Source organism: Ruminococcus sp. zg-924 (assembly GCF_024433635.1).
GTDB lineage: Bacteria > Bacillota > Clostridia > Oscillospirales > Acutalibacteraceae > UBA7067.
The window spans coordinates 29,213-54,140 of the sequence record NZ_WNJZ01000013.1 but is presented as its reverse complement, the minus strand read 5'-3'; the positions used below and the strand labels follow the sequence as shown (position 1 = coordinate 54,140).

Genomic DNA, 24,928 nt, shown 5'->3' with positions numbered 1-24,928 from the left:
ATGGTTATGGCAAACAATAATGTAAACAGTTTTAAAGAGAGTTTAAAAGTTAAAAATTATCAACATCCGAAAGTGAAAAACAACGGAGCAAAAAAAACAAATGCGCCTACACCGGGACAAAAAGGAAACGCCGGAAGAACAAAAGGCGGTCAAACAAGATAAAGGATTGGGATAAACTATGGCAACAAAGACATTGCTGTATGGATCAATACTAAATCAAAATAAACCCCCAGTAGTTTCTAATGGCTTGGTTAAACTAAATGGAGAGCATAATGATCAAAGAGCATCGTTTCTTTTAAATCAAGATGTTTTAAGTAAACACTCTATGCTAATCGGTGGAACTGGGTGTGGAAAAACAACGTTATTTTACCATTTTATTAATCAAATCAAGAGCAGAATGACATCTAATGACGTTATGATTATATTTGATAGTAAGGGCGATTTTTATAATAAGTTCGCCCGGAACGGTGACTTAGTAATTGGAAACTCGCCTCAATATATCTCCAAATCTGTTCGATGGAATATTTTTCGAGAAATCTTGGCTGATGGTTGGGACGAAGATAGATTTAATATAAATACTCAAGAAATATGTAAATCATTCTTTAAGGAAAGAACAGAAAAGAATTCTAGCAATGCTTTTTTCCCAAACGCAGCAAGAGATCTTTTAGCAGCCATTATTACATCTTTCATTAAAGGCGCAAAAATGGATAATCCTTCTTGTGCGAAAAGTTCGATAGCTAGCGAATATTTTTATAACGATAAACTTTTAGAGTATTTAAACGGTCATGATTCTAGCGAAATAGTTACCACATTAAGTCATTTTCCCGAATTCACTTCTGTAATATCCTATATTGAAGAGGAAGGACAGCAAACACAAGGTGTTTTATCTGAATTATATTCAGTTATCCGTGATTTATTCATTGGAGTTTTTTCTGGTCATGGGATGTTTTCGATAAGAGATTTTGTGAGAAAAAAAGGCGGTAGGACATTATTTATCGAATATGATTTATCAATAGGTAGTGTTTTGACACCGATCTATTCTCTCCTATTTGATCTTGCACTGAAAGAAGCTCTGGGAAGAACAAAAACTGAAGGAAATGTGTATTTGTTTTGCGATGAGTTTAAGTTGCTTCCACGACTCGAACACATTGATGATGGAGTGAATTTTGGCAGGAGCCTTGGGGTAAAAATATTTGCGGGCCTTCAGAGTATAGAACAACTGTATGAAATCTATAAACTCGAAAAAGGGAGAAATATCGCTGCTGGTTTCTCGTCAATATATGCATTCAGAGCAAACGACACTACAACCAGAAATTTTGTAAGAGATTTGTTTGGAAAAAACATCGTTTTAGAGCAATATAGAGGATTAGATAACAAATATATAGAGTATAGACGAGAAGGATATACTGTGGAAGATTGGGATTTAATCAATTTAAAAGTCGGAGAAGCAATAGTGGGTTTGCCTTTTCAAAAGCCTTTTAAGTTCTATTTTGAAATGTATAAGTAATTTTGTCTTTGAAAGGATATAATTAGTATGGGCTGGTTTCTTTTAATAATGAAAATGATATTCAGCTTTTTTGCATTAATCTGGAATGGTTTTGCAAAAATAATAAATGGTATTATTTCATTGATTAACAAGAACACGAGAAAGAAAATTGATAGAATAAATCGGGGAGTGATTGAACAAAAACATAATTCAGTTGATGAGCTGATAAATTCTGGCAGCTCAATTAATAATACTCTTATTTCTGGAGGCAACATAAGGGAAAGAAGTCAATGGCTTTCGGAATTAATTATTAAAACTCATAGTCAAGGAATCCCGACAGTCGTAATCCATGAAAATAATGATTATCTGAAAAGCACTTTGGCATCAAAAATAACTGCAAATAGTGTTGCTTTTATAGATACTAATTCACCTCAACTTGAACCTTTCTTAAATTGCAGTACTAAAGAAATAACCAAGCTTTTGGTTGAAACTGCAACTGCAGATTATGATATAAAGAATAATGCAAGATACTACATAGAGGGTATGTGTGACTATCTTCGTGTTAAAAAACTTCAACCAACTCTTAGAATGTTCTATAAATGTCCGCATGGACAGCTTTTCGATTTTATCGATGATTTGATTAATAATGGAAAGATCACCGATACACAAGGTCAAGCTATTAAGTCTAAACTTATGATGGGACAGTCGGAGCAGTTTAAGGTTGAGTCTTTGATTAGTGACTTATATGATCAAGCCGAACCTTTATTAGCAAGAAATCCCAAATTGCGCAAAAACATAGTTAAAGCAGTAAATAACAATAAAGTAATAGTCATTAATATTTCCTCAAATGCTAATGCGCTTTTAATTGGAATGCTTTTAGTTCAAGTGAGAAATGAGCTAAGAAAAGGAAAAGAGCTTGCATTAATAACTGATAATCTGTCGTGTTCAAGTACGGAAGTATTAAAAAAGTGCTTTGTCGAAAAATCCACCAGATGCAAACTTGTGGCATCTGGTGATGATATACTTTCAAGTTGTGAAGGCGACGATAAAGTGTTTAGTACACTTGTCGGTAATAGCGATAATATTATTATTCTTAGTCATTCTTCTGGTGCAACAAGTTCTAAGTGGGCAGAAACAATTGGGTATTATAATAAAGAAGAAGCGTCTACATCTTATTCAAAAGGTTCAATGCGACACAGCCCCTTCTCCTTGTTCCCCGGCAAGAACAATACTACAACAACTAACTATAATATCAAAAGAGAATACATTGTAAAGCCTGAGCAGATAAACAGAATGGTTAATGGTGAAGTGTATTTTTATAGGAACGCAGATAATAAACTCTTTCACACTTTTGTGTGATTGTTTAAATGCTCATTTATAGTCTAAATTAGTTTTATAAAACAATCTATGTTTGATAAATTGCCAAAATAACAATCAAAGGAGTGGTATGGTAATGGCACAATTTGAACCGGGAAAGGTTTTAAAGACCAATTTCGGAGCACAGATTAAAATCATCAAAAACATTGGTGAAGGTGGACAAGGTTATGTATACCTTGTCGAGTACGGCGGAAAAAAGAAAGCGCTTAAATGGTATAAGCCGTCATCATTGCGAAATCCGGATGCGTTTTATGACAATCTGAAAAGAAATGCAGATAAGGGATCTCCTGATAAGGCTTTTTTGTGGCCCGAAGCTGTAACAGAGAGAACGGAAGGTTCGTTTGGATATCTGATGGATCTAAGACCAGAAGGTTATTACGAATTAAGTAAAATACTTGGTTCTAAGAAGTACAACTTAGGTTCATTTAAAGCAGCTACAGAGGTTTGCATTCGAATTGTTTCTGCGTTTAGAATTCTACATAATAATGGATATAGTTATCAGGACTTGAATGACGGAAACTTTTTCATTAACCCTAAAAATGGTGATGTATTGATCTGTGACAATGATAATGTGGCTCCAGATGGTACAACAACAGGTATTTTAGGAAAGGCTGGATATATGGCTCCTGAAATAGTTGTTGGAAAAGGAAAAGTACTTCCTAATAAACAGTCTGATAGATATTCGTTAGCTGCTATTCTTTTTTTAATTCTTTTTACAAACAATCCGTTAGAAGGAAAGAGATGGGTTGATTCAACTGTATTAACTGACAAGATTCAGGATAAATTATATGGATCAGATCCTTTATTTATTTTTGATCCTAACAACTCTTCTAATCGTCCGGATAGGAAACTGCAAGGTTGGGTTATAGATATTTGGAACTGTATGCCCAAATATTTGAAAGATGAATTTGTTAAAGCGTTTAGTCAAGAAGCGCTAAAAGATCCAAACAGACGCTTAAGAGAACTGGATTGGGTTAAAGTATTAACTAGATTTAGAAGCGATATAGTAAGGTGTTCTTGTGGAAACGAGGTATTTGTGCAAAACGCAACAACAACTAAATGTGATAATTGCGGAAAGCCCGTTGTAATTAAGCATTCTATCAAACTCCCACAATATACTGTAACAGCAGTAAAGGGTTCTAGAATCTATAGATGTCAATTGGGAATGTGTAATGCTGATGACGCGTTGACACCTGTCGGATTGATTGTATCAAAGCCAGATAATCCAAGCGTTTTGGGTTATAAAAATATGCTTCCAGATATTATTCAAGCAACTACGCCAAGCGGAAAAGTTAATCAAGTTCCAGCAAAAGGTGTTGTTCCATTCAAGAGTGGTATTATAATTGAAGCGTTTGATAAAAAAATTGAGTTAAATTAAGGAGGATAAAAATATGCCTGCACAAGGAACAGAAAAAATTAAGAAGGTTTTACCAATCATTTATGCAATTGACACTTCTGGCAGTATGTCCGGAGATCGTATTTCAGCAGTAAACGAAGCGATGCATGACTGCGAAGAGGTTCTTCGTGAGAAAGCAAGCGATTTACCCGAATCTGAGATTAAAATTGCTGCTTTGGAGTTTTCTTCAGGAGCAAAATGGATAACAAAAGGCGGACTTGTTGCTTTGGAAGATTTTTATTGGAATGATGCAACCGCTGGTGGAGTAACTGACTTGGGAGAAGCATTGAAAGAGCTTGGTTCAAAACTAAGCCGCAGTGCCTTTTTGGTTAGTGAGACCGGATTTAGCCTTCCTGTTATTATTTTTATGAGCGATGGTGGTCCCACCGATAACTGGAAGAAAGAGTTAAAGTCAGTTACCGAAAACAACAGATGGTTCAAAGATTCTAGAAAAGTTGCTATAGCAATTGGCGATGATGCCGATGTGGAAGTTTTGAAAGAACTAGTTGGCAACTCAGAAGCAGTAATTAGCACTAATGATACCGAACAATTAAAGGATTTGATTGTAGCGGTATCTGTATCAGCCTCACTGTTAGCTGGACAATCTCGTGTCGCTGGAGATGCAAAGGGCGACGAAATTGCTGAAACAGCGGTTAAAGAGCTTGAAAAAGGCGACGAGAATGATCCCGTTATTATTGGCGATTCTGGTGATGATTTTGGTGGAGACGATGGATTTGGTGGAGATGATGGTGACAATGGCTGGGGAGCCGATAATGACGATTGGAATTAAACTAAACTCGGATTTAGAGAGGAGAGATTTCCTTGTCATATGATGTTTTCTATAACCGAGTTAGAGGTTACAGTCATATAAAAAAAGACATTCCTTGTGAGGATTATGGTATGAAGCGCGATCTCGGCACAGCAAAGATTTTTGCTGTTGCCGATGGTCACGGCGATTCTAATTGCATAAGAAGTTCTTTAGGTTCTCAGTATATTTGCGAAGTCGTTTGTGATGAACTCGAAACATTTTCCAAAGAGATTCAACAGCAGAACTGGGATGACCTTTTGCTCAACGATAAGCACGAATCAAATAAGATAATTGCACATTTAATCAATAGTATTGTAAGCAAGTGGACGGAGAAAGTATATCAAGACTTTGAAAACAATCCGTTTTCAGCGGAAGAACTTTCAAATGCCCCCTTATATTCTCCCAATTTTATTAAGGGAAAGATGATTGAAAAAGCTTATGGCACTACATTAATATCAGCTCTATTAACGGAGAGATATTTATTACTGTTACAGCAAGGTGATGGAAGATGCGATGTGTTTGATTGCAAAGGAAATGTATCACAACCCATACCTTGGGATGATAGATGTCTAGCAAACGCTACAACATCTCTCTGTGATCCAGATGCAGCTCAGAGTTGTCGCTATTATATTATTGATTTGGACGAGAATCCGGTAATTGCTTGTGTAGCGGGTAGCGATGGAGTGGAAGATAGTTTTCCTATGTCTATGGAAAAAATGCACGCCTATTATCGAGAATTACTTAAATATGCATGTGAAAACGGTATTGAAGAATTAGAAAATTATCTATCAACAGAGTTGAGCCGTTTAAGTGAGAACGGAAGTGCAGATGATGTAACTGTATGTGGTATTGTTGATATTGAAAGAACGAAGTGTTTCTTAGATGATTTTTCAGAATTGAACAAGTTAGTAGACATAGAGGATGAAATAGCAATATATACTGATAGAATTAACTCTATTGAAAACGGTGGTAAGTTCGAATATTTGAAGAATAAATATACCAAGATTTGTTCTGAATATGAAAAAGCTAAATCTAAGGTCGAATTGTTAAAAAAGCAATGCAACGACATTGCAAACGAAATACAGGTTCAGCAGAAAAAAATGGATGAACACGCTGATCAATTTAATGGACTTCCAAGTATGGCTGTTGACTTGATAAAGCTACTATCTGGTTCTGCAGATAACCTATCTCAATTAAAAGATAAGCTGGCGCAGCTTCATCTCGAATTAGCCGATGCAGAGAATGAACTTGTTATCGTAGAAGAAAGCAAGGAAAAGATTGAATCCCAATATTTCCCTTATATAGACAAGTACGAAGATTATAAGAGAAAAAGACAAGAAACAGTCGAAAAGTTGAACGCATTAAAAAGCGCAACAGATTAATTCAATGCATTAAAACGAACATGGAGCTCCGACAGTCGAAAGACTGTGGAGCTCTTGCTATTAATCACAAATTTAGTTGTTTTAGAAAAAATGGATTTTATTTATAGGGTTATTTATGCGGTGTGTTGCTTGTAAAGAAGAATGGAAACTAATAGCTTCAAATAATAGAAAAGAAAAATACTGTCCGTTTTGTGGAAAAGAAATAATAAGAATTGATAAAGAGGTAATTATATGTCGAATGAAAAAACATTCAAAAAAACGCTGCCATTTATTTTCATAGTTGATAATTCAAATGAAATGAATGGAGAATCTCTTGCAACCATTAATGAAGTTATGTATTCTATTGGTGAGATTTTATCAGATGTTTCGGAGAAACATAAGGATTATAATATTGCAGTATTGATAATATCAGCTTTAAGGAAAGTGCAAAACGTTACAAGTGGTTTTATTAACATAGAGGATTTTTATTATACTGAATTAGAATCAGATTTTTGCTTTGATATGTGTAATTCATTAGAATATTTATGTGATTCAGTATTAGTAAAAGAATATTTTGAAGGATACTTTGGAAAGTATGGATATTATAAACCAATAATTACTTTACTTTCAGCAACATCACAAAATAAGGGTGTTTATACCGCAATAGAAAACCTGTATAAAAACTCCCTGTTTAATAATTCATTAAGAATAGCCATTCCTATTGAAAAAGACAATAATATGTCTTATTTAGAAAAATTCACTAGAACAACCGAAGCAATTATTAGTCCATATGGATTAGACGCATTTGAACAGATAATTTCTCCAATTGATATACCATTGGGATTAGAAGTAGAATCAGAAGAGGATTATAGTTCAGTATTTGAAATTATGACTCGTGATAACAATAAACTGGTTTTATTAGATAAAGAAAACATTTGTTTGTGTCAAATACGACCTTCTTCCCCTGATAAAGCCCTTACTATTGCTTTTGAATTATCAAAAACGAATCATTCAGTTTTGATAAACAACAAACTCGATGAAAAAATCAGTATTAGCTATTGTATTAAAAGACAAAGCGCTAGAACCTTTTTGTTTGATGAATTAGAGTGTTTTTGCATTAAGCAAACATTTATTGCATCATTACGATGCTCCATTAATGATAGAAAGATAACATTTATAAACGAGGGTTTAGAAGATGTTTTTTTGAGCTGTACTGCCAATTTTATTAAAGCTTACTTAAAAGACGGAGATTATGTTTCCGATAAGGATAATATCTGGTTAATAAAAGTTTCCAAACAGGATGAAACTCCTCGTTGGGACGATGATGAATGGTAATAAATACTGGAGGAAAGAAAATGGAAGCAAATATTATATTAATTAGGTGCAACAAAGAAAAAAAGGCTTTTGGTGTTAGAGTCCAAAAGATGAAAGATGGAGACTGGTATAGAACTTGGGCGTTTAAGATAAACGCTAGGCACGCAAAAAATGAAGGATATGATACCAACAAGGTTGTGGGTAATCTTTTTGCAACAGAAGAATACCCAGGTTGTCCTTATTGTGGATCAAAAAGTTTTGTTCAGTGTGGTACATGCCAAAAGTTGACATGTTGGAATGGTGAAGAAAACTTACCTTGCCACTGGTGCGGAACATCAATGGAAAATATAGTAACAGCCACAGAAAGGTTTACTGTGACTGGGGATAAATTTTAAATTCAAGGTGATTATTATGTTAATTATGAAGAATTTGATAAATCAGGTAAGGTCGATTGGAAATAGCGAATTAATGCCACCGTATTCAAAAGAAGATATTCAGAAATACCAAAAGGAAAATAATATTGAATTACCCGAAAGTTATCGAGAGTTGATTAGTCTTTTTAACGGTGGAGAAATATTTATTCCTGGTACTATTATCTATGGTATTGATTGCGAAAATGATGTGATAAAAGCAAATCAAGTTATAAAAAAATCAATGAGTATTCCTGAAGAGTATCTAATCTTTGGCAAATATAACTTTGGTGATTATTTGTGCATTCAAATGGAGAAACCAGAGTGTATTATTCAGTGGGATCATGAGAATAATGAATTGTTTGATCAATGGAGTAATTTAAAATTTTGGTTAGATGAATTGATTAAAGGATATATTGTGGAAATAAATGGTGAGCAGAATGAGCAATAGCACATTAACACCTAAGCAAAAGAAACAACTGACTGCGGAAAGACAAAAAGCGGTTCGTCAGGCTTGGAAAGAAGAAAGGCAACGAGTTTTAGAAGGTAAAGGCACTCGTCAATGGACAAATTTAGAAAAGAAAGAATTGATACGTCGTGGTTCTGTTTCTGGATATGATGGGCATCACATGAAATCTGTCAGTACATACCCTAAGTTTGCTGGTGATTCTAAGAATATTCAGTTTTTGACCGAAAAAGAGCATTTATACGGTGCTCATCGAGGAAGCTATCATAATAAAACAAACGGTTACTACGATCCCAAAACAAAAGAAATGAATGGTTTTAGGGGTAATCAACATCCAAAAGCTCCTCTATACGACCTAAATACGAAATTATCAAAAACAATTAAGCAATCCAGCAAAAGCAATGACAATGCAAATCAAAAAATTGATAGCTTTAAATCAAGTATAAAGAGTAATACTGAATCTTCGAGTAAAACAAGTGCTTCTACTACTCACGGGAAATCAAAAGGTACCGGTATCAAGCGTTAAATGGATAGGAGAAAAAATGAAGTGTGAAAAATGCAAAAGTGAATGGAATAGTTCAAAACCAATACAAGTATGTCCGTTTTGCGGTGAGAGTCTTGTTCAATCAGAAATAAAAAAGCCTGAAGAAATATTGAGCTATATAATGAAAGAATATGGAATTGATGTATTTCGGAAGAAAAAACTATTGTTATCATATTTCAGCGACTTCGCCCCGCACTTGAATAAAGAATACAAACTACTAAAGAACTGCTGTAGCACAGATTTCATTAGTGTTCTTTTGTCCAGTGATTCTTCATCAAACGAGTCAAAAGAGATAGCCATAAAAAAAGCTCTTAGGTTGCTTATGGATGAATGCTTTATGAGTGAGGAGTATGCCAGCAATGTGGTTAATTGGATTACCATAGCGCTAAAATGGGAGCTCTCTTCAACAAAAGCCCAATCTCTAACTAAACAAAGAAAAATTGAAAAAGCTGAAATATCAGAGTTGGAACACATTGAAAATGATTTTCAATCGACAACTGTAAATAATACTGAGAGAAAGAATAAATTTACTCGTCTTAAATTTGGCTTCTGTAAAGAAAAATACGAGTATGAATCTGAGAATATTGAATATCAATTAGGAATGCGTTCTTGTGTACAAGAGGATTTTAAGGATGCTCTAGAACGATTTGAGAAAGCGTATAATAACGGAAATACTTTAGCGGGAACAAAACTAGCGCAAATGTATTATTTTGGTAAAGGGTGCGATGTTAATTATGATAAAGCACGTAGTATTTTCAAATATAATGCAGATGCAGAAAACTGTCCTTTAGCAAAAGCGTGGATTGCGGACATGTATCGAATGGGAAAAGGATGTGAAAAAAATGAAATAAAGGCAAAAGAAATATATGTTGCAAATAAGAAAAACTTAGTATTGATGTGTGAATATGGAGATAGCGATGCACAATACTTTTTAGGATTTGACTTAATGTATGGAACGCTTGGTGAAAAGAATCCAAACGAAGGGTTAAAATGGTTAGAAAAATCAAGCGTTCAAGGACATGTTGCAGCGAAAGTAGAAGTAGCCAAGTGTTATTTGTATGGAAATCCGGTTGAAAAGCAAGAGAGAATTGGCTTTGAAATGCTTTCTTCTATTTCTCATACTAGTAATAAGAGATGTCATTATGAACTAGGAAAGATTTTCTATTACGGAATGGGAATAGATAAAGATTATTCACTAGCATATAAGCACTTTTTATTTGCTGCAGAAAGAGGACACTTCTTATCTCAGAATTTTGTTGGGGATATGCTTTATTTTGGAAGAGGCATAAAACGTGATTATGTTAAAGCTCGTGAATGGTATGAGAAAGCAGCTGAACATGATAATATAAACGCTCTTATGAGATTAGGATATATATATTATCTGGGAGAAGGGATAGAACCAGATAAAAGCAAAGCGTTTCAATATATCAAAAGAGCAGCTGATTTAGGAAACGAGAGAGCGCAATATATGATCTCTTTTTGGTACTTTAATAATAACTTTGAGCTTTATGATACCGATATAGGATTCTATTATTTAACTAAGGCTGCTAATAATGGGTTCGCAGCTGCACAATATGTATTAGCTCAACGTTATTTTGAAGATGAATTCTACGATGAAGATAAGTGCTTTTATTGGTATCAAAAGGCAGCCGACAATGGATATGATGAAGCTGAACGAGTAATGGGAACTGCTTATGAAACTGGTTTCCATTTTAAAAAAGATGAACACGAGGCGTTTAAATGGTATTTTTCTTCAGCTAATCACGACAATATTCTATCAACAATTAAAGTGTCGGAAATGTTTTTTACAGGTATAGGGGTGGGAAAAGACAGAAACAAAGCAACGCAGTACCTTTCAAAAGCTAGCCATTTAATATCTTCTAGTGACTCAGAAGATGTGAAATGGACAATGATTAAAATGGCAGATTTAGTGTATCAATACGGCGATGATAATATGATAGAATACGCTATTACACTTTACGATAAAGCAAGTGTATTAGGGATTAATGAAGGGCTGTATTTACTCACACGGATATATTTTGTGGATTTAACTCACCCTGATTATTTTATACACAATGAAGATAATACTGTGATTAGAAAGTTTTCAGATGAGCTAAGAGACTCTGTAAAGAAAATGATTTTAGAAAAATTTGATAATGAGCCCAGCTTTTTAGTTTGGGCATTATCAGATTTTGCAGATAAACTTGATGATGGGAAAGTATATTCCCTTTTGGGAACAATAATGGAAAATGGATGGGAAGTAAATACCGATGTTCAAAAAGCTATTGATTATTATATAAAAGCTGCTCGTAAAGATTCGATATATGCATTGTGTCGGTTAGGACTGATAAACGCATTTGTGCTTAACAAACCGGATGAAGCGTTTAAATGCATAAAAGAATCATATGAATCTGGCTGTTTTGAAGCAGCAAGAGCACTCGCAATACTATATAAAAACGGTATTGGAGTGAAAAAAGATAAAAATAAGGCAAAAGATTTACTAAGAAAAGCAGTAGCTAAAGGTGATGATTCAGCTGCAGAAGAACTTAAAAAATTTTGGTTTTGATTACTTAAGGAAAAAATGCAACAAATAAATGCAACAAATAAATGCAACAAAAAATAATGTTTAGTGGGTTATTTAATACATAAGGAGCAGTATAAATGAAGTGTGAAAAATGTAATAGTGAATGGAATAGTTCTAGATCAATACTAGTATGTCCATTTTGTGGCGAAAGCCTTGTTCAATTTGAAAGGAAAAAGCCGGAAGAGATATTGTGCTTTATTGTAGATGAATATGGTGTTGATGTTTTAAAGGACAAAAGGTTATTGCTGTCTTATTTCAGTGACTATGCCCCATTCTTAACTAAAGAATATAGATTATTAAAGAATTGTTGTGGTACTGACTTTATTAGTATTCTGTTAACTGGCAATTCATCAAAAGCTTCAAGAGAAATCGTTATAAAAAAAGCAACAAGCATTCTTATGGATGAGTGCTTTATGAGCAAGGAATATGCTAGTAATGTGGTAGGTTGGATAACAGTAGCGCTTAAGTGGGACTCTGATGAAGTAATCGTATATAATCAAGTTGAAGGACAGAATGAACCAGAGAGTGAGACAGAGATTACTAAGGAACAAGACCATATTCAGGGGAAATCAAATAATGTAGGATATAAAAGAGTGTTTGATTTTCTAGCTGCTGCTGAATTAGATGTTGAGTTAACCGGAGTAAAAGCTCAACATCTATCTAAATTAACAAAAATGGGGATACCAGTTCCTCAAGGTATTATAATCAATTCAAAAGAAAACACGAACTATTATGAAAATATGAGCAAGTTAGGAGATGAATTAAAAGCAGAAGTTAAAAGCGAAATTCTTAAGTTGGAAGAAATAACCGGCAAGAGATATGGAGATGAATTAAATCCTCTGATACTCTCATTATGCGTGAGCCCAACCGTTAAGATGCCGGGACTTATAGATGATGTGATTTGCATAGGTTTTAATGAAAAGGTAACAGAGCAGTTTGCTGATTATATGGGAAAAGAGTGGGCTTGGTCTACATATTGTCAGTTTATAGTTAGATTTATGGATCAAGTATTAGAAATTCCAAAGAAATACATTGAGGAAGCAATTAGTGAGTATTGGCAGAAGACTAAAGGGTTAACCGAAAGTGGTTTAAATAATCAAAGTGTAATACCAAATGCAGATGACTATAAATCAATTGTACATCTTTTGATAAAGAAATATAAAGAATGGACATTCGATGAGTTTCCGCAGGAACCTTATGATCAGCTGTTCCTTGCTATAGACGCTGCATATAAAATGTGGGATTCTCCTAGAGCTAGAATATACAGAAGAGATAATAAAATACCTTTTTCCGCTGGACAAGCAATTTGTATTCAACAGATGGTGTTCGGAAATTTTAATGAAAAGTCTGGTGTTGGAAAAAAATATGTGTCAGATGAATCTCAAAATGTATATATGCAAAAATCTTTGAGCCTTAATATCTCTCGTGATTTTGGATTGAATACTATTCCTCTTTTATCTAAGCCACCAGAATCCTCTCAAAAAATGCTTGACTTGATGATTAGGACAATAAGCAATAATTTTGTGAATGTAATTGCAGTACTGTATACAATCTATGACGGATTTAGAGTATATATCAATGCCATCGAAAGCTAATCAAAAGGGAAAAACATATTAATCAGCTAATAACTGAAGAAAAGGTTTAGGAGTTTGTATCTTTTCTATCTTATTTTAAGGAATAACAGTTAATGGGGAGTTTTAAAATGCCAAATATGAACGAAACGTTTTTAGCAAAAATAGTCCAGCCAATTGTTTTTGTTATTAATACTTCCGGCAGTATGGTGGGAAGTAAATGTGGTTATCTTAATGAGGCTATGGATAAGGCAATACGATATATAAATGAATTGTTTAATGATTCAGATTATAGTGCCAATGTATCCGTTCTTTTGTATAATGTTAAAACTCAATGGATACCTGAGCAGCAAATGATATCATCAGAGGACTTTGAATGGATTGATGTTCAATGTGGTGGAGCAAGCTATATGGGAACAGCGATGATTGAGTTAGAAAAAAACCTTAACAAGAATAATTTGTTGTTTGGTATGGATAGTGGCTTTTTTTATCCGATAATAATTTGGATCACATCAATGACATGCTCTGATTTTGATTATGATAGCTTTACTTATGGATTAAGCAGACTGAAAAACAATCACTTTTTTAATAGCAGCCGAAAGATTGGAATTGCTTATTCAGATGATGGTAATGTTAATGAAGTCTCGAATAATCTTTCGAATAATCTTGGATTAGATTCAATCATTTGCATAAAAGATGATTTGATTTATCCCGCAATAAAAAAAGCATTAGATGTCGCTTTAGATTTGAAAAGCTGGCAGGATGGAACGTTGATTAATAAGGATAAAATTAATCTTGTAAACAAAATGTTTCTTGGTAAAGACAATTGAGAGGTGCTTAAAGTGAAAAGGTTTAGTTGTAATGAGATAATAAAAACCATTGAAGGATTGGATATAAAAATACTTGATATAATAGCTGAGGGCGGACAGAGTTGTGTCTACCGTGTTGAATATGAAGATCAGATTAAGGCGCTGAAATGGTATAAGGATTCTTTTTTCAAGCAAACTGATGGATTTTATGAAAATTTGATAAACATTTCAAAAATAGAATCCCCGGCAAAAGCTTTTATGTGGCCCGAAGCAGTAACAGAGAAAATTGAAGATTCATTTGGCTATTTGATGGATTTAAGACCAGAAGGATATTATGTATTAAGAGATATTGTGTTTTTAAGTAAAAAACTTATAAAATCATTTCAGATAGCAACTGATATCTGTATTAATATCGTATCTGCATTTCATTGTTTGCACAATATGGGGCTTGTGTATCATAATATTTCAGATGATTGTATCTTTGTGAATCCCATCAATGGAGACGTAAAAATTACTGGGGTGGATAATGTTACAGTTGACGGAGTTAATACAGAAATTATGGGGAATCCCCGATTCTTGGCACCTGAAATTGTTATGGGGAAAACATATAATACGCAAGCCGGCAGATATTCAATATCTGTACTCGTATTTTTAATTATATTAGCAAATCATCCATTGGAAGGAAGGAAATGGATCGACACTACAGTTATAACTAATAGTATTCAAAAAGAACTCTACGGAACCAATCCGGTTTTTATTTTTGACACACAAGATAGTTCTAATCGTCCAAGCAATAGATTACAGAAACAAACTATCGAGATTTGGAATTGTTTACCTGAATATTTAAAGAGAATATTTATCAATGCATTTAGCAAAGAAGTACTAATGACACCCAGTAAGAGAATAAAGGAAATGTATTGGCTAGAGGCATTGACACGATTTAGGAGCGATATTGTTAAATGCTCTTGTGGAAATGAGATATTTCTGAAAAACTCAGGTACTACTTCATGCGATAAATGCGGCAATAACTATGAAGTTAACCATTATATTGAATTACCATATTATACTATCCCGGCAACTCAAGGAACAAGACTATATCGTTGTCAGTTGGAATGGTGTCAAGATAGAGAAGCGCTAAAGCCTGTTGGACAGATTGTAAGAAAAAAAGACGACCTTGATTTTATCGGTTACAGAAATATGCTTGATGACGATATTGTTATTATTTCGTCAAATGAAGAAAGTTATATGTTAGCTCCCAAAAAAGTATTCCCAATTAATGAACCATTTGAAATATCCTTATTTGGGACAAGTATAAGATTGAGGTAGTAAATATGCATAGAGGTAGCTTTGATAGTTATACCAGACCAATCATCTTATTATTTAGTGATGGCTTTTTTCTGATAATTGGCATGATGGCTTAGAAACTAATTGGCATGATGGCTTAGAAACTATCAAACAAAAAACAGAGGGGTTAATTGTTCAGTAAAACATGCATTTGGAATAAATGAAACTGTTGACTTATGCTCGCTAAAACAATTTATCGGTTATTCTGAATCAGTATATAAGATAAAAAATATTAATAATATTACTGATTCTATGACGAATTTGTTTTCTGATTTGTTTATCGGTTGTCCAGGAGATCATATTTCAGAAGAGCAAATACAAGAAAAGCTTTCATTTTGTAATTATCAGGACGAATACGACAGTTGGGGCGATATAGATGAAGATGAGTGGTAAATTGTTTGATAAAAAGGTGTATTTTGGGAGGAAGCAATGAAAGAATTAGTTTGTAATTATTGTGGCGGAAAGTGGTTTGTAGAGGATGAGAGTATTAACAATGTTAATACTTGTCCCTTCTGCTCAAAACTAATAAGAACAAAAATTGAATTAAATAATGTAACCGTAGACACTTTTCCAAAGGCATTGTGTAACGCCATTAATTATTATGGACCAGATGTGTTAAGTACGCCCTCTAAATTGAATAGCTACATAATGGATACAACACCGCAATACAAAAAAGATGCACATATTCTTTACAAAGCTCTTTCTTCTGAATCTGCAAGAATTTTGAAAAATATAGATCAATTAGATAAAATGCAGTTAAAAGAAAAAATTGACAGATTTGGACATCAATTACTTGACAACGAAGGTTTATCAGAGGACTGGGTAAATAAAATTTGTGAAGCGATATCGTTTTCATTCTCAAAAATAGAAACAACAATTATATCACACGCACAAGTGAGAGATGTGCAGGAATTCAATACAGTAACAAAAAAGAAAGAGGATTCATTAAAAAAGAAAAAGCTAACAAGTGGTGATTACATTGATGTTTCTAATGTTCACGAATGGTGGGCGGAAGAATCAATGGTTAATGGTATACGTTTTTTTAACAATAAAGATTTGGATAATGCACTAGTACAATTTTTGCATGTAGCAAATATGGGTTATGTTCCTGCCTTTAATTATGTGGCAAAAGTCTACTACTGCAAACAAAATTATAAAAAGGCATGGAAATGGTATAAAAAATCAGCTGATCAGAAAGATAGTGAAGGCGAATATTTTACCGCATTCTTTTTTGAAAATGGCTTACATGTACAGAAAGACTTTACTTCGGCATTTATATATTATAATAAGTCTGCAAAACAAGGTTATAAGCAAGCAGAAGATAAAATAGAGGAATTGAAGCGAAGCATGACATTCGAAGAAAAATTGAAATATGGATTATAAGTAATGAATTTTATTAATCTGTTAAATTTAAGTTGTTGGATTAATTATATCAAATCACATTAGTGAGCTCTTAATGATGAGTAAAAGATTTTTGAGGGGATAAAACAAATTATTATCGAAAGAGGTTTGGATATAATAAAGGAACCAAAAACATTTTGTTCTATGTTAGATGACTTGATTCCGCAAGCTCATGAACGAACGGTTTTAGATGCACGTTAATACCTCATCCTAAGATTTGTGAACAGATTTATCCTCTACTAATAATTGATCATTATACTGATGCGAATTTAACTAAGCTAAGATATCTTATACGCACTAACTATGGAATATTACTTATCTTTTTTGAGAATGGTACTGTTGGATGGAATCATTACAGGCAAGGGAAGGCTTATTCAGTAAAAAATTAGGGAAATATTATCGATATTTTTTGTGTTGTTGGTTTATGTGCTGATGACACAATTAATGTTAGTAGAATAGAGGGAAAAATAGTTTCGGTTGTTTTTTTGCATGCCATTTATTTTTTCTCTATATTTTGTTTTTTCTTACCTTCTATTATATCATTCTTGTCTACTTTTTTAGTATACATCCACTTTGTAGCAAAGTAATTTTGGGGTGCCGAATATGTCAAGAAATCACTTAATAATGCGTTAAAATATTTTAAAATTGCAGTTGAAAAAGGTGTATTTGAAACATTAATTGCTTTGAATTACATTTATGCTAATGATAGAAAAGCATCTATAGATATCTTTTAGATACATAAAAAATCGTTAGCGACAACACAGTCTAGAATGTATTAAAATGACAAACAAAATTGTGGGCTTTTTTTAGTCCATACTGGAGGCAGAATCAATGGATAACATAAATCAACTTGCAAAGGCATTTGACTACATAAAAACTACATATGGGATAGAAACGATCTACTCGCCTGATAAGATCAAGGCTTTGTTGTTAGATTTGGTGCCGCAATGTCAAAAAGAGACAAAGATTTTCATCAATGTTCTTTATCAAACTGAGATTGTCAAAATGGCGCATTTTAATTACAACGCACCAATTGAATTGGTTATTAGTAGAATTATCGATATCGTAGGAATGTCAAGAGAATGGGCCAAGGAATCTGCTGTTTTACTCTTTGAATATTTTGAGCGTGAATATGTGTTTGAAGTTGCTGTGAAAGACACACATAAAGTTGATTGTGATGAATCCATTATAAAGTTTGAGAATAGCGATCTTTTCAAAAATCCTACACACACTGATTCAGCAGTCACTTCTCTATTAAAAAGAACTCAAATGTTTCTTGAGGATGGTGACTATTCTGATGCCCGCACATATTGTGAAAAAATCTTAGATATTGATCCATATTGTGCAATAGTATATTTGTATAAATTGATGGCTGAAAAAAGAGCTAAAACAATCAAAGCCCTTTGTTCTTGTGTTGGGGTTTCAACAGATAAATTATTTTATAGAGCTCTTTCGTATGCTGATGATGAGTTTAAGCAAGACCTTTTGAGTATTGCAAAAGAAGCGGACAAATATTTCAAAGAACGATGTGAGGTTGTTCGAAGTGCTGCTTTAATACAAGGTGCAATTATTTCGGCATCTAATTACCATATTGCTGGAGTGTGTTCAGATGGAACAGTATGGGCAGTCGGTGGCAAAGATGGCAGAGAGTGCAACGTTTCGAGTTGGAAAAATATTGTCGCTGTTTCTGCAGGTAGCGGGTTCACCGTTGGTATTAAAGCAGATGGTCGTGTAGTTATAACTGAAGGAGCCACTTTTACCGATTTTGATGCCCATCCAAGAGTCAATTATACTTTTGATCTTTCAATTTGGACTGACATAGTTGCAGTGTCTAGTAAGTCACATATTGTTGGACTTAAATCTGACGGTACCGTTATAGCACAGGGCCTAAATAGATATGGAGAGTGTAATGTATCTGAGTGGACAGATATTATTTCAATTGCAACAGACTACCAAAGAACCGTTGGGTTAAAATCCGATGGCACAGTTGTGACAACTGGTAATAATAGAGATGGCGACTATAATACTCAGTCTTGGAAAGATATCGTGGCAATTGCAACAACTATGGATAGTATTTTAGGACTTAAACGAGATGGAACAGTGGTTTGTACTACTGGATCCGAAAATCGATTTGGTCAATGTAATGTATCAAAATGGACGGATATTGTAGCTATTTCTTCTAATGGTTGGACGTCATTTGGAGTCAAGGCCGATGGAACAGTTGTTGCAACAAAGCATAATTTTTTTGGTGAAGCAAATATTTACAATTGGAAAGACGTTGTTGCTCTCGCTCCTATGGGACAGCAGCAAATATTTACAACTTTTTGTGTAAAAAAAGATGGAACTATTGATTCCGTTGGAAGTAGTTTTTATGGTATAAACAATGCTTTAAATAAAAAACTATTCAATTCTTTTGATACATGGGAAAGTGAGTTTGAAAATTACAAATCTAAGACAAAGCAAGCAGCGACAGAAGAATATTGCATAATCAAGCAGAAAGCTCAGTATAGATCACAAAATCTTTGTCAGCATTGCGGAGGTGCTTTTAAGGGACTCTTTACAAAAAAATGTTCAAATTGTGGTAAAGAGAAAGATTATTAATAATCAAAAAACAACTCGAAAAAGAGCTAGCTACATTAAAAGGTGTATTTGTCAACGGAAAGAAATCGGGCTATGGTAAACTGATTCACGATAACGGTAATCGTTATGAAGGCGAATTCCTTGATGGTGATATGCACGAAGGAGTATTCTATTGGTACGACAACACCCAATGGAAAGGAATCCTAAAAATCAATGAACCATATACAGGGGAAGGTACTTGATATTTCAATGACGGTACAGTAAAGTCCGGTAAATGGATGAATGGAAGAAAAAAGTTGTTCGGATAGATTTGCGATATATATTTGAGAGTGCTTTGGAGGAAACATGGGCGAAGTGGAAATTTCTATTGTGATAAGAGATGTATTTAATGAAAGAGGGATTGAAATAATCAGGAATCCCAAAGTTTTTTGTTCAATTATTGACGATTTGGCTTATAGTTGCAAAAAAGAACGTAAAGTTTTAAGACGAATATTAATGATTGATCCAAAGATTAGTGAGTTGCTTTATGGTGCGATAATATCAAACGAAACTGATTACAATACACAATTAAATAAATTGAGTTATGAATTAAATGAGATTTATGGAGTTTCTGATACATGGATTGAATTATTGTTTAAAATGTTGTTTCAATATAGAAAAGATTACACAGAATCAAACTCTTCACAAGATAATCATTTACGGCAAAAGAAACAGATAAGTTTTAACTCAGAGGCAATTGAAACAATCAAGTATAAAGATGGAGATTATTATGAGGGAGAAGTTAAAAACAATAAGCCTAATGGCAAAGGCAAGTATGTGTGGACAAGTGGCACAATATATGAAGGAGAATTTGTTGATGGGTTGTTTTGTGGTTTAGGTGTATTATCACAAAAAAACGGAACTGTATATACGGGTGAGTTTAAGGATGATAAGTATAACGGAAGAGGAATAAAAAGATTTGCTGATGGAAGTTACTACGAAGGAGAGTTTAGGGATGATAATTTTTGGGGCAAAGGCAAGTATGTGTGGACAAGTGGTACAATATATGAAGGAGACTTTTCCGATGGAAATTTTGATGGAATTGGTGTGAAGAAATACCCAAGCGGCAATTACTACGAAGGAGAGTTTAAAAACGATAAATTTAATGGGAAGGGAAAATTTGTTTTTGCAAATGGCAACACATATGAAGGAGAATTTGTTGATGGGTTGTTTTGTGGTTTAGGTGTATTATCACAAAAAAACGGAACTGTATATACGGGTGAGTTTAAGGATGATAAGTATAACGGAAGAGGAATAAAAAGATTTGCTGATGGAAGTTACTACGAAGGAGAGTTTAGGGATGATAATTTTTGGGGCAAAGGCAAGTATGTGTGGACAAGTGGTACAATATATGAAGGAGACTTTGTCGATGGAAATTTTGATGGAACTGGTGTGAAGAGATACCCAAGCGGCAATTACTACGAAGGAGAGTTTAAAAACGATAAATTTAATGGGAAGGGAAAATTTGTTTTTACAAATGGCAACACATATGAAGGAGACTTTGTCGATGGGTTCTTTTGCGGTTTAGGTGTATTTTCACAAAAGAACGGAACAGTATATACGGGCGAGTTTAAGAATGACAAGTATAACGGAAGAGGAATAAAAAGATTTGCAGATGGAAGTTATTACGAAGGTGAGTTCAAGGATGATAGCTTTTTTGGTAAAGGTAAGTATGTGTGGAAAGATGGTACAGTATATGAAGGAGACTTTGTCGATGGAAATCTTGATGGAAATGGTGTAAAGAAATACCAAAATGGTAATTACTACAAAGGAAAATTCAAAAACGATAAATTTAATGGAAAGGGAAAATTTGTTTGGAGTAATGGTGATTGTTTCGAAGGCTTTTTTGAAAATAACAATTGTGTAAGAAAAGGCAGTTTTACAGGATATGACAATAATACTCTAAAAGGCGAAATGATAAAAAAAACATTCGGAACATCATTCGAAGGGACATGGGAAACTCCAGATGGAACAATTTATGAAGGGGAGATTTCATCAAGATCAAATTCAAAATGGAGTGTCTACATTAGCGCTTTTGAATTTAAAGATAGAATTAGAGATTTAATTAAAAGCGACTTCTTTTTTATCGGAAAGATAACTTGGCCTAATGGGGAAAAGTTTGAAGGTTCTTGTACCAATCTTAACCCTTATGATGGTAAGGGAGTGTGGCACTCAGATTATGGAAGTGTTTTAGATAGAGTTGAAAAAGGAAGATGGAAAGAAGGCACTAAAAAATGATTTTAAATAATACATATGGTGTGTGAAGTAGTACAATCATTTTTGACAGATAATAACGGTAACAGAACATGGCATTACGAGGACGGAACGATAAAAACAGGCAAGTGGAAAAACGGTAGGAAGAAATTATTTTAATGATTGCCGAAGAATCTTTTCTGAAATATAGAATATAGTTCAAAGGGGAGAACAAATATGACAACAAAAAACGATATTTCACAAGTGATCAGCGATATAATAAGCAAACGTGGTGTTGAAATCATAAAAGAACCTAAAATTTTGTGTTCTATGCTTGATGATTTAGCGCCGCAGGCGCTTTTCGAAAAAAAGGTAATTAGAAGTGTTTTAACTTCCAATAGAGATGTCTGCGAGAGGTTATATGAGATTTATGATTCAAAAAATATGACCGAATTGAATAAATTTGTATTTATTATGAATAAGAATTTAGGCATTACTAACGAATGGATTAATGTTATATTGGATGCTTTTTCCTTTACCAGTGATTTACCTCTTAAAGTTGAAGATAACGAGCCAAGTGTGGCAACAGAAGATTCTGTGTCGACTAAAAGTTTTGTTGAATACAATAGATGGTTGCATCAGAAAATTGCAGCAGGAGCATTCCATACATTAGCTGTATGTGAAAATGGAAAAGTGCTTGCTACGGGAGATAATAGGGCCGGACAGTGCAATGTATCAAGCTGGACAGATATCGTAGCAGTTTCTGCAGATGCTTTCCATTCAGTAGGGTTGAAGTCTGACGGAACAGTTGTAGCAACACAAATACTAGAGCCAAATATAAAAGATGTAGGACAATGCAATGTGAGTAACTGGAAAAATATTATTGCAATTTCAACTGGGCTTAATTGTACGTTTGGTTTGAAATCCGATGGAACAGTTGTAGCAGCTGGTTTAAATAAATATGGTCAATGTAATGTCGAATTATGGAAAGACATAAAAAAAATATCTGCTAATGGTGCTTTAACAATGGGATTAACCTCACAAGGAACTGTTTTAAGTACAGGTTTAAACAGTTATAATCAATGTTCGACGAATGACTGGAATAGTATAAAAGAGATTTCATCAGGCAAATTACACGCTTCAGGTATTCGTTCTGATGGTACTGTCATTACGACCAATTATATTGGTGCAGGTTATCGTGGACAGTGTGAAGTATCAAGTTTTAGTGACGTAATTCAATTATCTGCAAATCCCTACCATACTGTTGGATTGAGAAGTAATGGAACCGTTATATCCACGGAATATGAAGGAGAGCAAAAATTTAATTATGGACAATTCAGTGTTGATGATTGGAAAGATATTGTTGCTGTTTCGTCATCAGGAACATTTACTGTGGGATTGAAAAAAGACGGTACTCTAGTGGCAATTGGTGATAATCATTATGGTCAATGTAATGTGAACGGTTGGAGGTTGTTTTCTAATATAGATGATTATGTTTCATTATGTAAAAATCAAACTATAAAAAGTGGTTTTACTAATGAAAGTAAGATTCATTATACTGAAAGAACTAATACAACTGTAGAAGAGAAATCAAGAAATAAACCTATAGAAAAAAGTGAAGAAGAAAAACTAAAATTAAAAAAGAAACAACTTGAAGAAGAGTTATCTTCTTTGAGGGGTGTGTTTGCAGGCAAAAGAAGAAAAGAGATAAAGAAAGAAATACAAGGTATTGAGGATAAACTTTTGATTATTTCTTGTTATAATTCTATGCTTACATAAATTATAGGTTTGGTAATGATGTGTATAAAAAATAATAATGAGCTTGTTAAGCGTTTATTTATAGGAATTAAAAAATAAAGTTATATAAGATGGTAGTGGGTTGAAGAATAATAAACTTTGTACTAGAAAAGGTTATTTGGTGTTAAGCAAACGGTAAAGAGAAAGATGGAACGAAAAAGAGTTGTGTTGGCAAAAATAGGACCTAAAAATTAATATGTGATGTTTGATAGAAGGGTTGATTTATGGATTATCAAAAACAAGAGTTATCAAATGCGATAATAAAAATAATTGAAATAAGGGGAATTGATATTCTGAAGAATCCAAATGTATTTTGTTCTTTACTAGATGATATCGTCCCTAAACTTCAACGAGAAAGAAAAATTATTAGACGGATCATATTAGGTAATTCTGGGTTATGTAATGAATTGATTTCATTATATTATTGTTCAGAATCAGACCTATCAATGAATATATCAAAATTCGTATATAATATAAAAAGTGAATATGGTGTTTCAGATGAGTGGATTAATTTTTTTATATCTGTATTTGCCGATGCTTTTGGATGGTGTCTTGATAATACCAATGGCATACAATTATTCGAAAATGAAATTACTAATAACGACCCATGGCTTGCATTTAAACAAAAATATCAGATAGGTACTATTGTAGATGCTACGGTTATAGGACTTACAAGATTTGGTGTAGTTGTTGAGATTATTCATGGCGTCGATGGTTTAATACATATTTCTAAGCTTTCAAAAAAGGATAAAAACGAAATTTCAGATGAATATAGTATTGGCGATATTATTAAAGCTAAGATTGATAGTATAGACTTTGAGAAAAAGCGTGTAAGCCTTAAAGAATTAATTTAAGATTAGTTTGCGAATACCAATTTGTAGTCGATGTTTATACAGGTGTATTTGTTATGACTGTCTTAAACTAAACATTGATAGACATTGTAAAATTTGGTGCTTTTGTTAACATATTTCAGATATTGATGTATTTATACATGTTTCTAAACTTTGCGATTTTTATAAAAAGATATTTCTAATGAATTTGAGGTTGGTAAGATAATAAAAGTTAAGATTTTAGCTTTAACTGAAACAAAGAGCTTGCAATCTATACGTTTAAATGTTTCACAAATCATATTAAAAATAAAACACGAAGAGGCTTTTTCTATGAATAATCAAATTCAAATATCAAAGATAATAGATGAAATCGTAGAGAAACGAGGAATTGAAATCATAAAAGAACCTAAAATATTGTGTTCTATGCTTGATGATTTAGCACCTGAGGCCTTTGCTGAGAGAAAAGTTATTAGGCGTGCTCTAACAGCGAATAATGAGTTGTGTGAAAAATTATACTTAGTATATCCATTTAGAGAAACTATAAGCTCAGTCGAAAGTTAGTGCAAATAGATTAGAAGCTCGCTTTGATACATTAATTGTTTCAACTGTAGAGGATGA

Annotated in this window: 22 protein-coding genes; all 22 read left to right on the top strand. The window is 33.4% G+C overall.

Annotated elements, in window-relative coordinates; all coding sequences use genetic code 11:
• The first annotated feature begins 6 nt into the window (after nucleotides 1-6).
• A complete protein-coding gene (locus tag GMA13_RS07430) occupies nucleotides 7-162 on the top strand; it encodes a hypothetical protein (RefSeq protein WP_255910785.1) in 156 nt (51 codons plus the stop codon).
• 16 nt (nucleotides 163-178) lie between these two features.
• The gene (locus GMA13_RS07425; RefSeq protein WP_255910782.1) at nucleotides 179-1,507 is read left to right on the top strand and encodes a type IV secretory system conjugative DNA transfer family protein; all 1,329 of its coding nucleotides are present in this window, start codon (nucleotides 179-181) and stop codon (nucleotides 1,505-1,507) included.
• Nucleotides 1,508-1,534: 27 nt separating this feature from the next.
• Nucleotides 1,535-2,845, top strand: coding sequence for a hypothetical protein (locus GMA13_RS07420; protein WP_255910779.1), 1,311 nt, complete (start codon nucleotides 1,535-1,537; stop codon nucleotides 2,843-2,845).
• 94 nt (nucleotides 2,846-2,939) lie between these two features.
• Entirely contained in the window at nucleotides 2,940-4,241 is a 1,302-nt protein-coding gene (locus tag GMA13_RS07415) for a serine/threonine-protein kinase (protein WP_255910775.1), read from the top strand.
• A 13-nt stretch (nucleotides 4,242-4,254) separates the two neighbouring features.
• Nucleotides 4,255-5,049 carry a hypothetical protein gene (locus GMA13_RS07410; RefSeq protein WP_255910772.1) on the top strand — a complete coding sequence of 265 codons (795 nt, stop codon included), beginning with the start codon at nucleotides 4,255-4,257 and terminating at the stop codon, nucleotides 5,047-5,049.
• Between the two features lie 32 nt (nucleotides 5,050-5,081).
• Complete coding sequence (locus GMA13_RS07405; protein WP_255910769.1) at nucleotides 5,082-6,449, top strand: protein phosphatase 2C domain-containing protein; 1,368 nt, start codon at nucleotides 5,082-5,084, stop codon at nucleotides 6,447-6,449.
• A 231-nt stretch (nucleotides 6,450-6,680) separates the two neighbouring features.
• Complete coding sequence (locus GMA13_RS07400; protein WP_255910766.1) at nucleotides 6,681-7,763, top strand: hypothetical protein; 1,083 nt, start codon at nucleotides 6,681-6,683, stop codon at nucleotides 7,761-7,763.
• The gene (locus GMA13_RS10630) at nucleotides 7,729-7,809 is read left to right on the top strand and encodes a hypothetical protein (RefSeq protein ID WP_370687066.1); all 81 of its coding nucleotides are present in this window, start codon (nucleotides 7,729-7,731) and stop codon (nucleotides 7,807-7,809) included. The genes GMA13_RS07400 and GMA13_RS10630 overlap by 35 nt, the downstream gene beginning before the upstream one ends.
• The gene (locus GMA13_RS07395; protein WP_370687065.1) at nucleotides 7,784-8,137 is read left to right on the top strand and encodes a TerY-C metal binding domain-containing protein; all 354 of its coding nucleotides are present in this window, start codon (nucleotides 7,784-7,786) and stop codon (nucleotides 8,135-8,137) included. Before GMA13_RS10630 ends, GMA13_RS07395 begins: the two co-directional genes overlap by 26 nt.
• Before the next feature lie 16 nt (nucleotides 8,138-8,153).
• A complete protein-coding gene (locus tag GMA13_RS07390; RefSeq protein WP_255910760.1) occupies nucleotides 8,154-8,603 on the top strand; it encodes an SMI1/KNR4 family protein in 450 nt (149 codons plus the stop codon).
• Nucleotides 8,593-9,144, top strand: coding sequence for a hypothetical protein (locus GMA13_RS07385; protein WP_255910757.1), 552 nt, complete (start codon nucleotides 8,593-8,595; stop codon nucleotides 9,142-9,144). Before GMA13_RS07390 ends, GMA13_RS07385 begins: the two co-directional genes overlap by 11 nt.
• A 16-nt stretch (nucleotides 9,145-9,160) precedes the next feature.
• Nucleotides 9,161-11,728, top strand: coding sequence for a tetratricopeptide repeat protein (locus GMA13_RS07380; protein ID WP_255910754.1), 2,568 nt, complete (start codon nucleotides 9,161-9,163; stop codon nucleotides 11,726-11,728).
• Between the two features lie 95 nt (nucleotides 11,729-11,823).
• Nucleotides 11,824-13,341 carry a PEP/pyruvate-binding domain-containing protein gene (locus GMA13_RS07375; RefSeq protein WP_255910751.1) on the top strand — a complete coding sequence of 506 codons (1,518 nt, stop codon included), beginning with the start codon at nucleotides 11,824-11,826 and terminating at the stop codon, nucleotides 13,339-13,341.
• Nucleotides 13,342-13,448: 107 nt separating this feature from the next.
• Entirely contained in the window at nucleotides 13,449-14,147 is a 699-nt protein-coding gene (locus tag GMA13_RS07370; protein WP_255910748.1) for a hypothetical protein, read from the top strand.
• Nucleotides 14,148-14,159: 12 nt separating this feature from the next.
• Nucleotides 14,160-15,452 carry a hypothetical protein gene (locus GMA13_RS07365; protein ID WP_255910745.1) on the top strand — a complete coding sequence of 431 codons (1,293 nt, stop codon included), beginning with the start codon at nucleotides 14,160-14,162 and terminating at the stop codon, nucleotides 15,450-15,452.
• Nucleotides 15,453-15,899: 447 nt separating this feature from the next.
• Nucleotides 15,900-16,853, top strand: a complete 954-nt coding sequence (locus GMA13_RS07360) for a hypothetical protein (protein WP_255910742.1) — start codon at nucleotides 15,900-15,902, stop codon at nucleotides 16,851-16,853.
• A gap of 849 nt (nucleotides 16,854-17,702) precedes the next feature.
• Complete coding sequence (locus GMA13_RS07355; RefSeq protein WP_255910740.1) at nucleotides 17,703-19,472, top strand: hypothetical protein; 1,770 nt, start codon at nucleotides 17,703-17,705, stop codon at nucleotides 19,470-19,472.
• The gene (locus tag GMA13_RS10625; protein WP_370687064.1) at nucleotides 19,472-19,693 is read left to right on the top strand and encodes a hypothetical protein; all 222 of its coding nucleotides are present in this window, start codon (nucleotides 19,472-19,474) and stop codon (nucleotides 19,691-19,693) included. The genes GMA13_RS07355 and GMA13_RS10625 overlap by 1 nt, the downstream gene beginning before the upstream one ends.
• 103 nt (nucleotides 19,694-19,796) lie before the next feature.
• A complete protein-coding gene (locus tag GMA13_RS07350; RefSeq protein ID WP_255910738.1) occupies nucleotides 19,797-21,728 on the top strand; it encodes an MORN repeat-containing protein in 1,932 nt (643 codons plus the stop codon).
• A 192-nt stretch (nucleotides 21,729-21,920) separates the two neighbouring features.
• Nucleotides 21,921-23,462 (top strand): hypothetical protein, encoded by a 1,542-nt coding sequence (locus tag GMA13_RS07345; RefSeq protein WP_255910736.1) that lies wholly within the window; start codon nucleotides 21,921-21,923, stop codon nucleotides 23,460-23,462.
• A 242-nt stretch (nucleotides 23,463-23,704) separates the two neighbouring features.
• Entirely contained in the window at nucleotides 23,705-24,334 is a 630-nt protein-coding gene (locus GMA13_RS07340) for a S1 RNA-binding domain-containing protein (protein ID WP_255910734.1), read from the top strand.
• Nucleotides 24,335-24,640: 306 nt separating this feature from the next.
• Nucleotides 24,641-24,871, top strand: a complete 231-nt coding sequence (locus GMA13_RS07335) for a hypothetical protein (RefSeq protein WP_255910732.1) — start codon at nucleotides 24,641-24,643, stop codon at nucleotides 24,869-24,871.
• Nucleotides 24,872-24,928 lie beyond the last annotated feature (57 nt).

Bases quoted from the DNA above. Each gene is read 5' to 3' on its own strand.
- GMA13_RS07350 (WP_255910738.1), top strand. From the start codon at position 19,797: ATGGGCGAAGTGGAAATTTCTATTGTGATAAGAGATGTATTTAATGAA.
- GMA13_RS07375 (WP_255910751.1), top strand. From the start codon at position 11,824: ATGAAGTGTGAAAAATGTAATAGTGAATGGAATAGTTCTAGATCAATA.
- GMA13_RS07335 (WP_255910732.1), top strand. From the start codon at position 24,641: ATGAATAATCAAATTCAAATATCAAAGATAATAGATGAAATCGTAGAG.
- GMA13_RS07385 (WP_255910757.1), top strand. From the start codon at position 8,593: ATGAGCAATAGCACATTAACACCTAAGCAAAAGAAACAACTGACTGCG.
- GMA13_RS07340 (WP_255910734.1), top strand. From the start codon at position 23,705: ATGGATTATCAAAAACAAGAGTTATCAAATGCGATAATAAAAATAATT.
- GMA13_RS07425 (WP_255910782.1), top strand. From the start codon at position 179: ATGGCAACAAAGACATTGCTGTATGGATCAATACTAAATCAAAATAAA.
- GMA13_RS07400 (WP_255910766.1), top strand. From the start codon at position 6,681: ATGTCGAATGAAAAAACATTCAAAAAAACGCTGCCATTTATTTTCATA.
- GMA13_RS07420 (WP_255910779.1), top strand. From the start codon at position 1,535: ATGGGCTGGTTTCTTTTAATAATGAAAATGATATTCAGCTTTTTTGCA.
- GMA13_RS07345 (WP_255910736.1), top strand. From the start codon at position 21,921: ATGACAACAAAAAACGATATTTCACAAGTGATCAGCGATATAATAAGC.
- GMA13_RS07415 (WP_255910775.1), top strand. From the start codon at position 2,940: ATGGCACAATTTGAACCGGGAAAGGTTTTAAAGACCAATTTCGGAGCA.
- GMA13_RS07355 (WP_255910740.1), top strand. From the start codon at position 17,703: ATGGATAACATAAATCAACTTGCAAAGGCATTTGACTACATAAAAACT.
- GMA13_RS10630 (WP_370687066.1), top strand. From the start codon at position 7,729: ATGAAACTCCTCGTTGGGACGATGATGAATGGTAATAAATACTGGAGG.
- GMA13_RS07390 (WP_255910760.1), top strand. From the start codon at position 8,154: ATGTTAATTATGAAGAATTTGATAAATCAGGTAAGGTCGATTGGAAAT.
- GMA13_RS07370 (WP_255910748.1), top strand. From the start codon at position 13,449: ATGCCAAATATGAACGAAACGTTTTTAGCAAAAATAGTCCAGCCAATT.
- GMA13_RS07380 (WP_255910754.1), top strand. From the start codon at position 9,161: ATGAAGTGTGAAAAATGCAAAAGTGAATGGAATAGTTCAAAACCAATA.
- GMA13_RS07360 (WP_255910742.1), top strand. From the start codon at position 15,900: ATGAAAGAATTAGTTTGTAATTATTGTGGCGGAAAGTGGTTTGTAGAG.
- GMA13_RS07430 (WP_255910785.1), top strand. From the start codon at position 7: ATGGCAAACAATAATGTAAACAGTTTTAAAGAGAGTTTAAAAGTTAAA.
- GMA13_RS07395 (WP_370687065.1), top strand. From the start codon at position 7,784: ATGGAAGCAAATATTATATTAATTAGGTGCAACAAAGAAAAAAAGGCT.
- GMA13_RS07410 (WP_255910772.1), top strand. From the start codon at position 4,255: ATGCCTGCACAAGGAACAGAAAAAATTAAGAAGGTTTTACCAATCATT.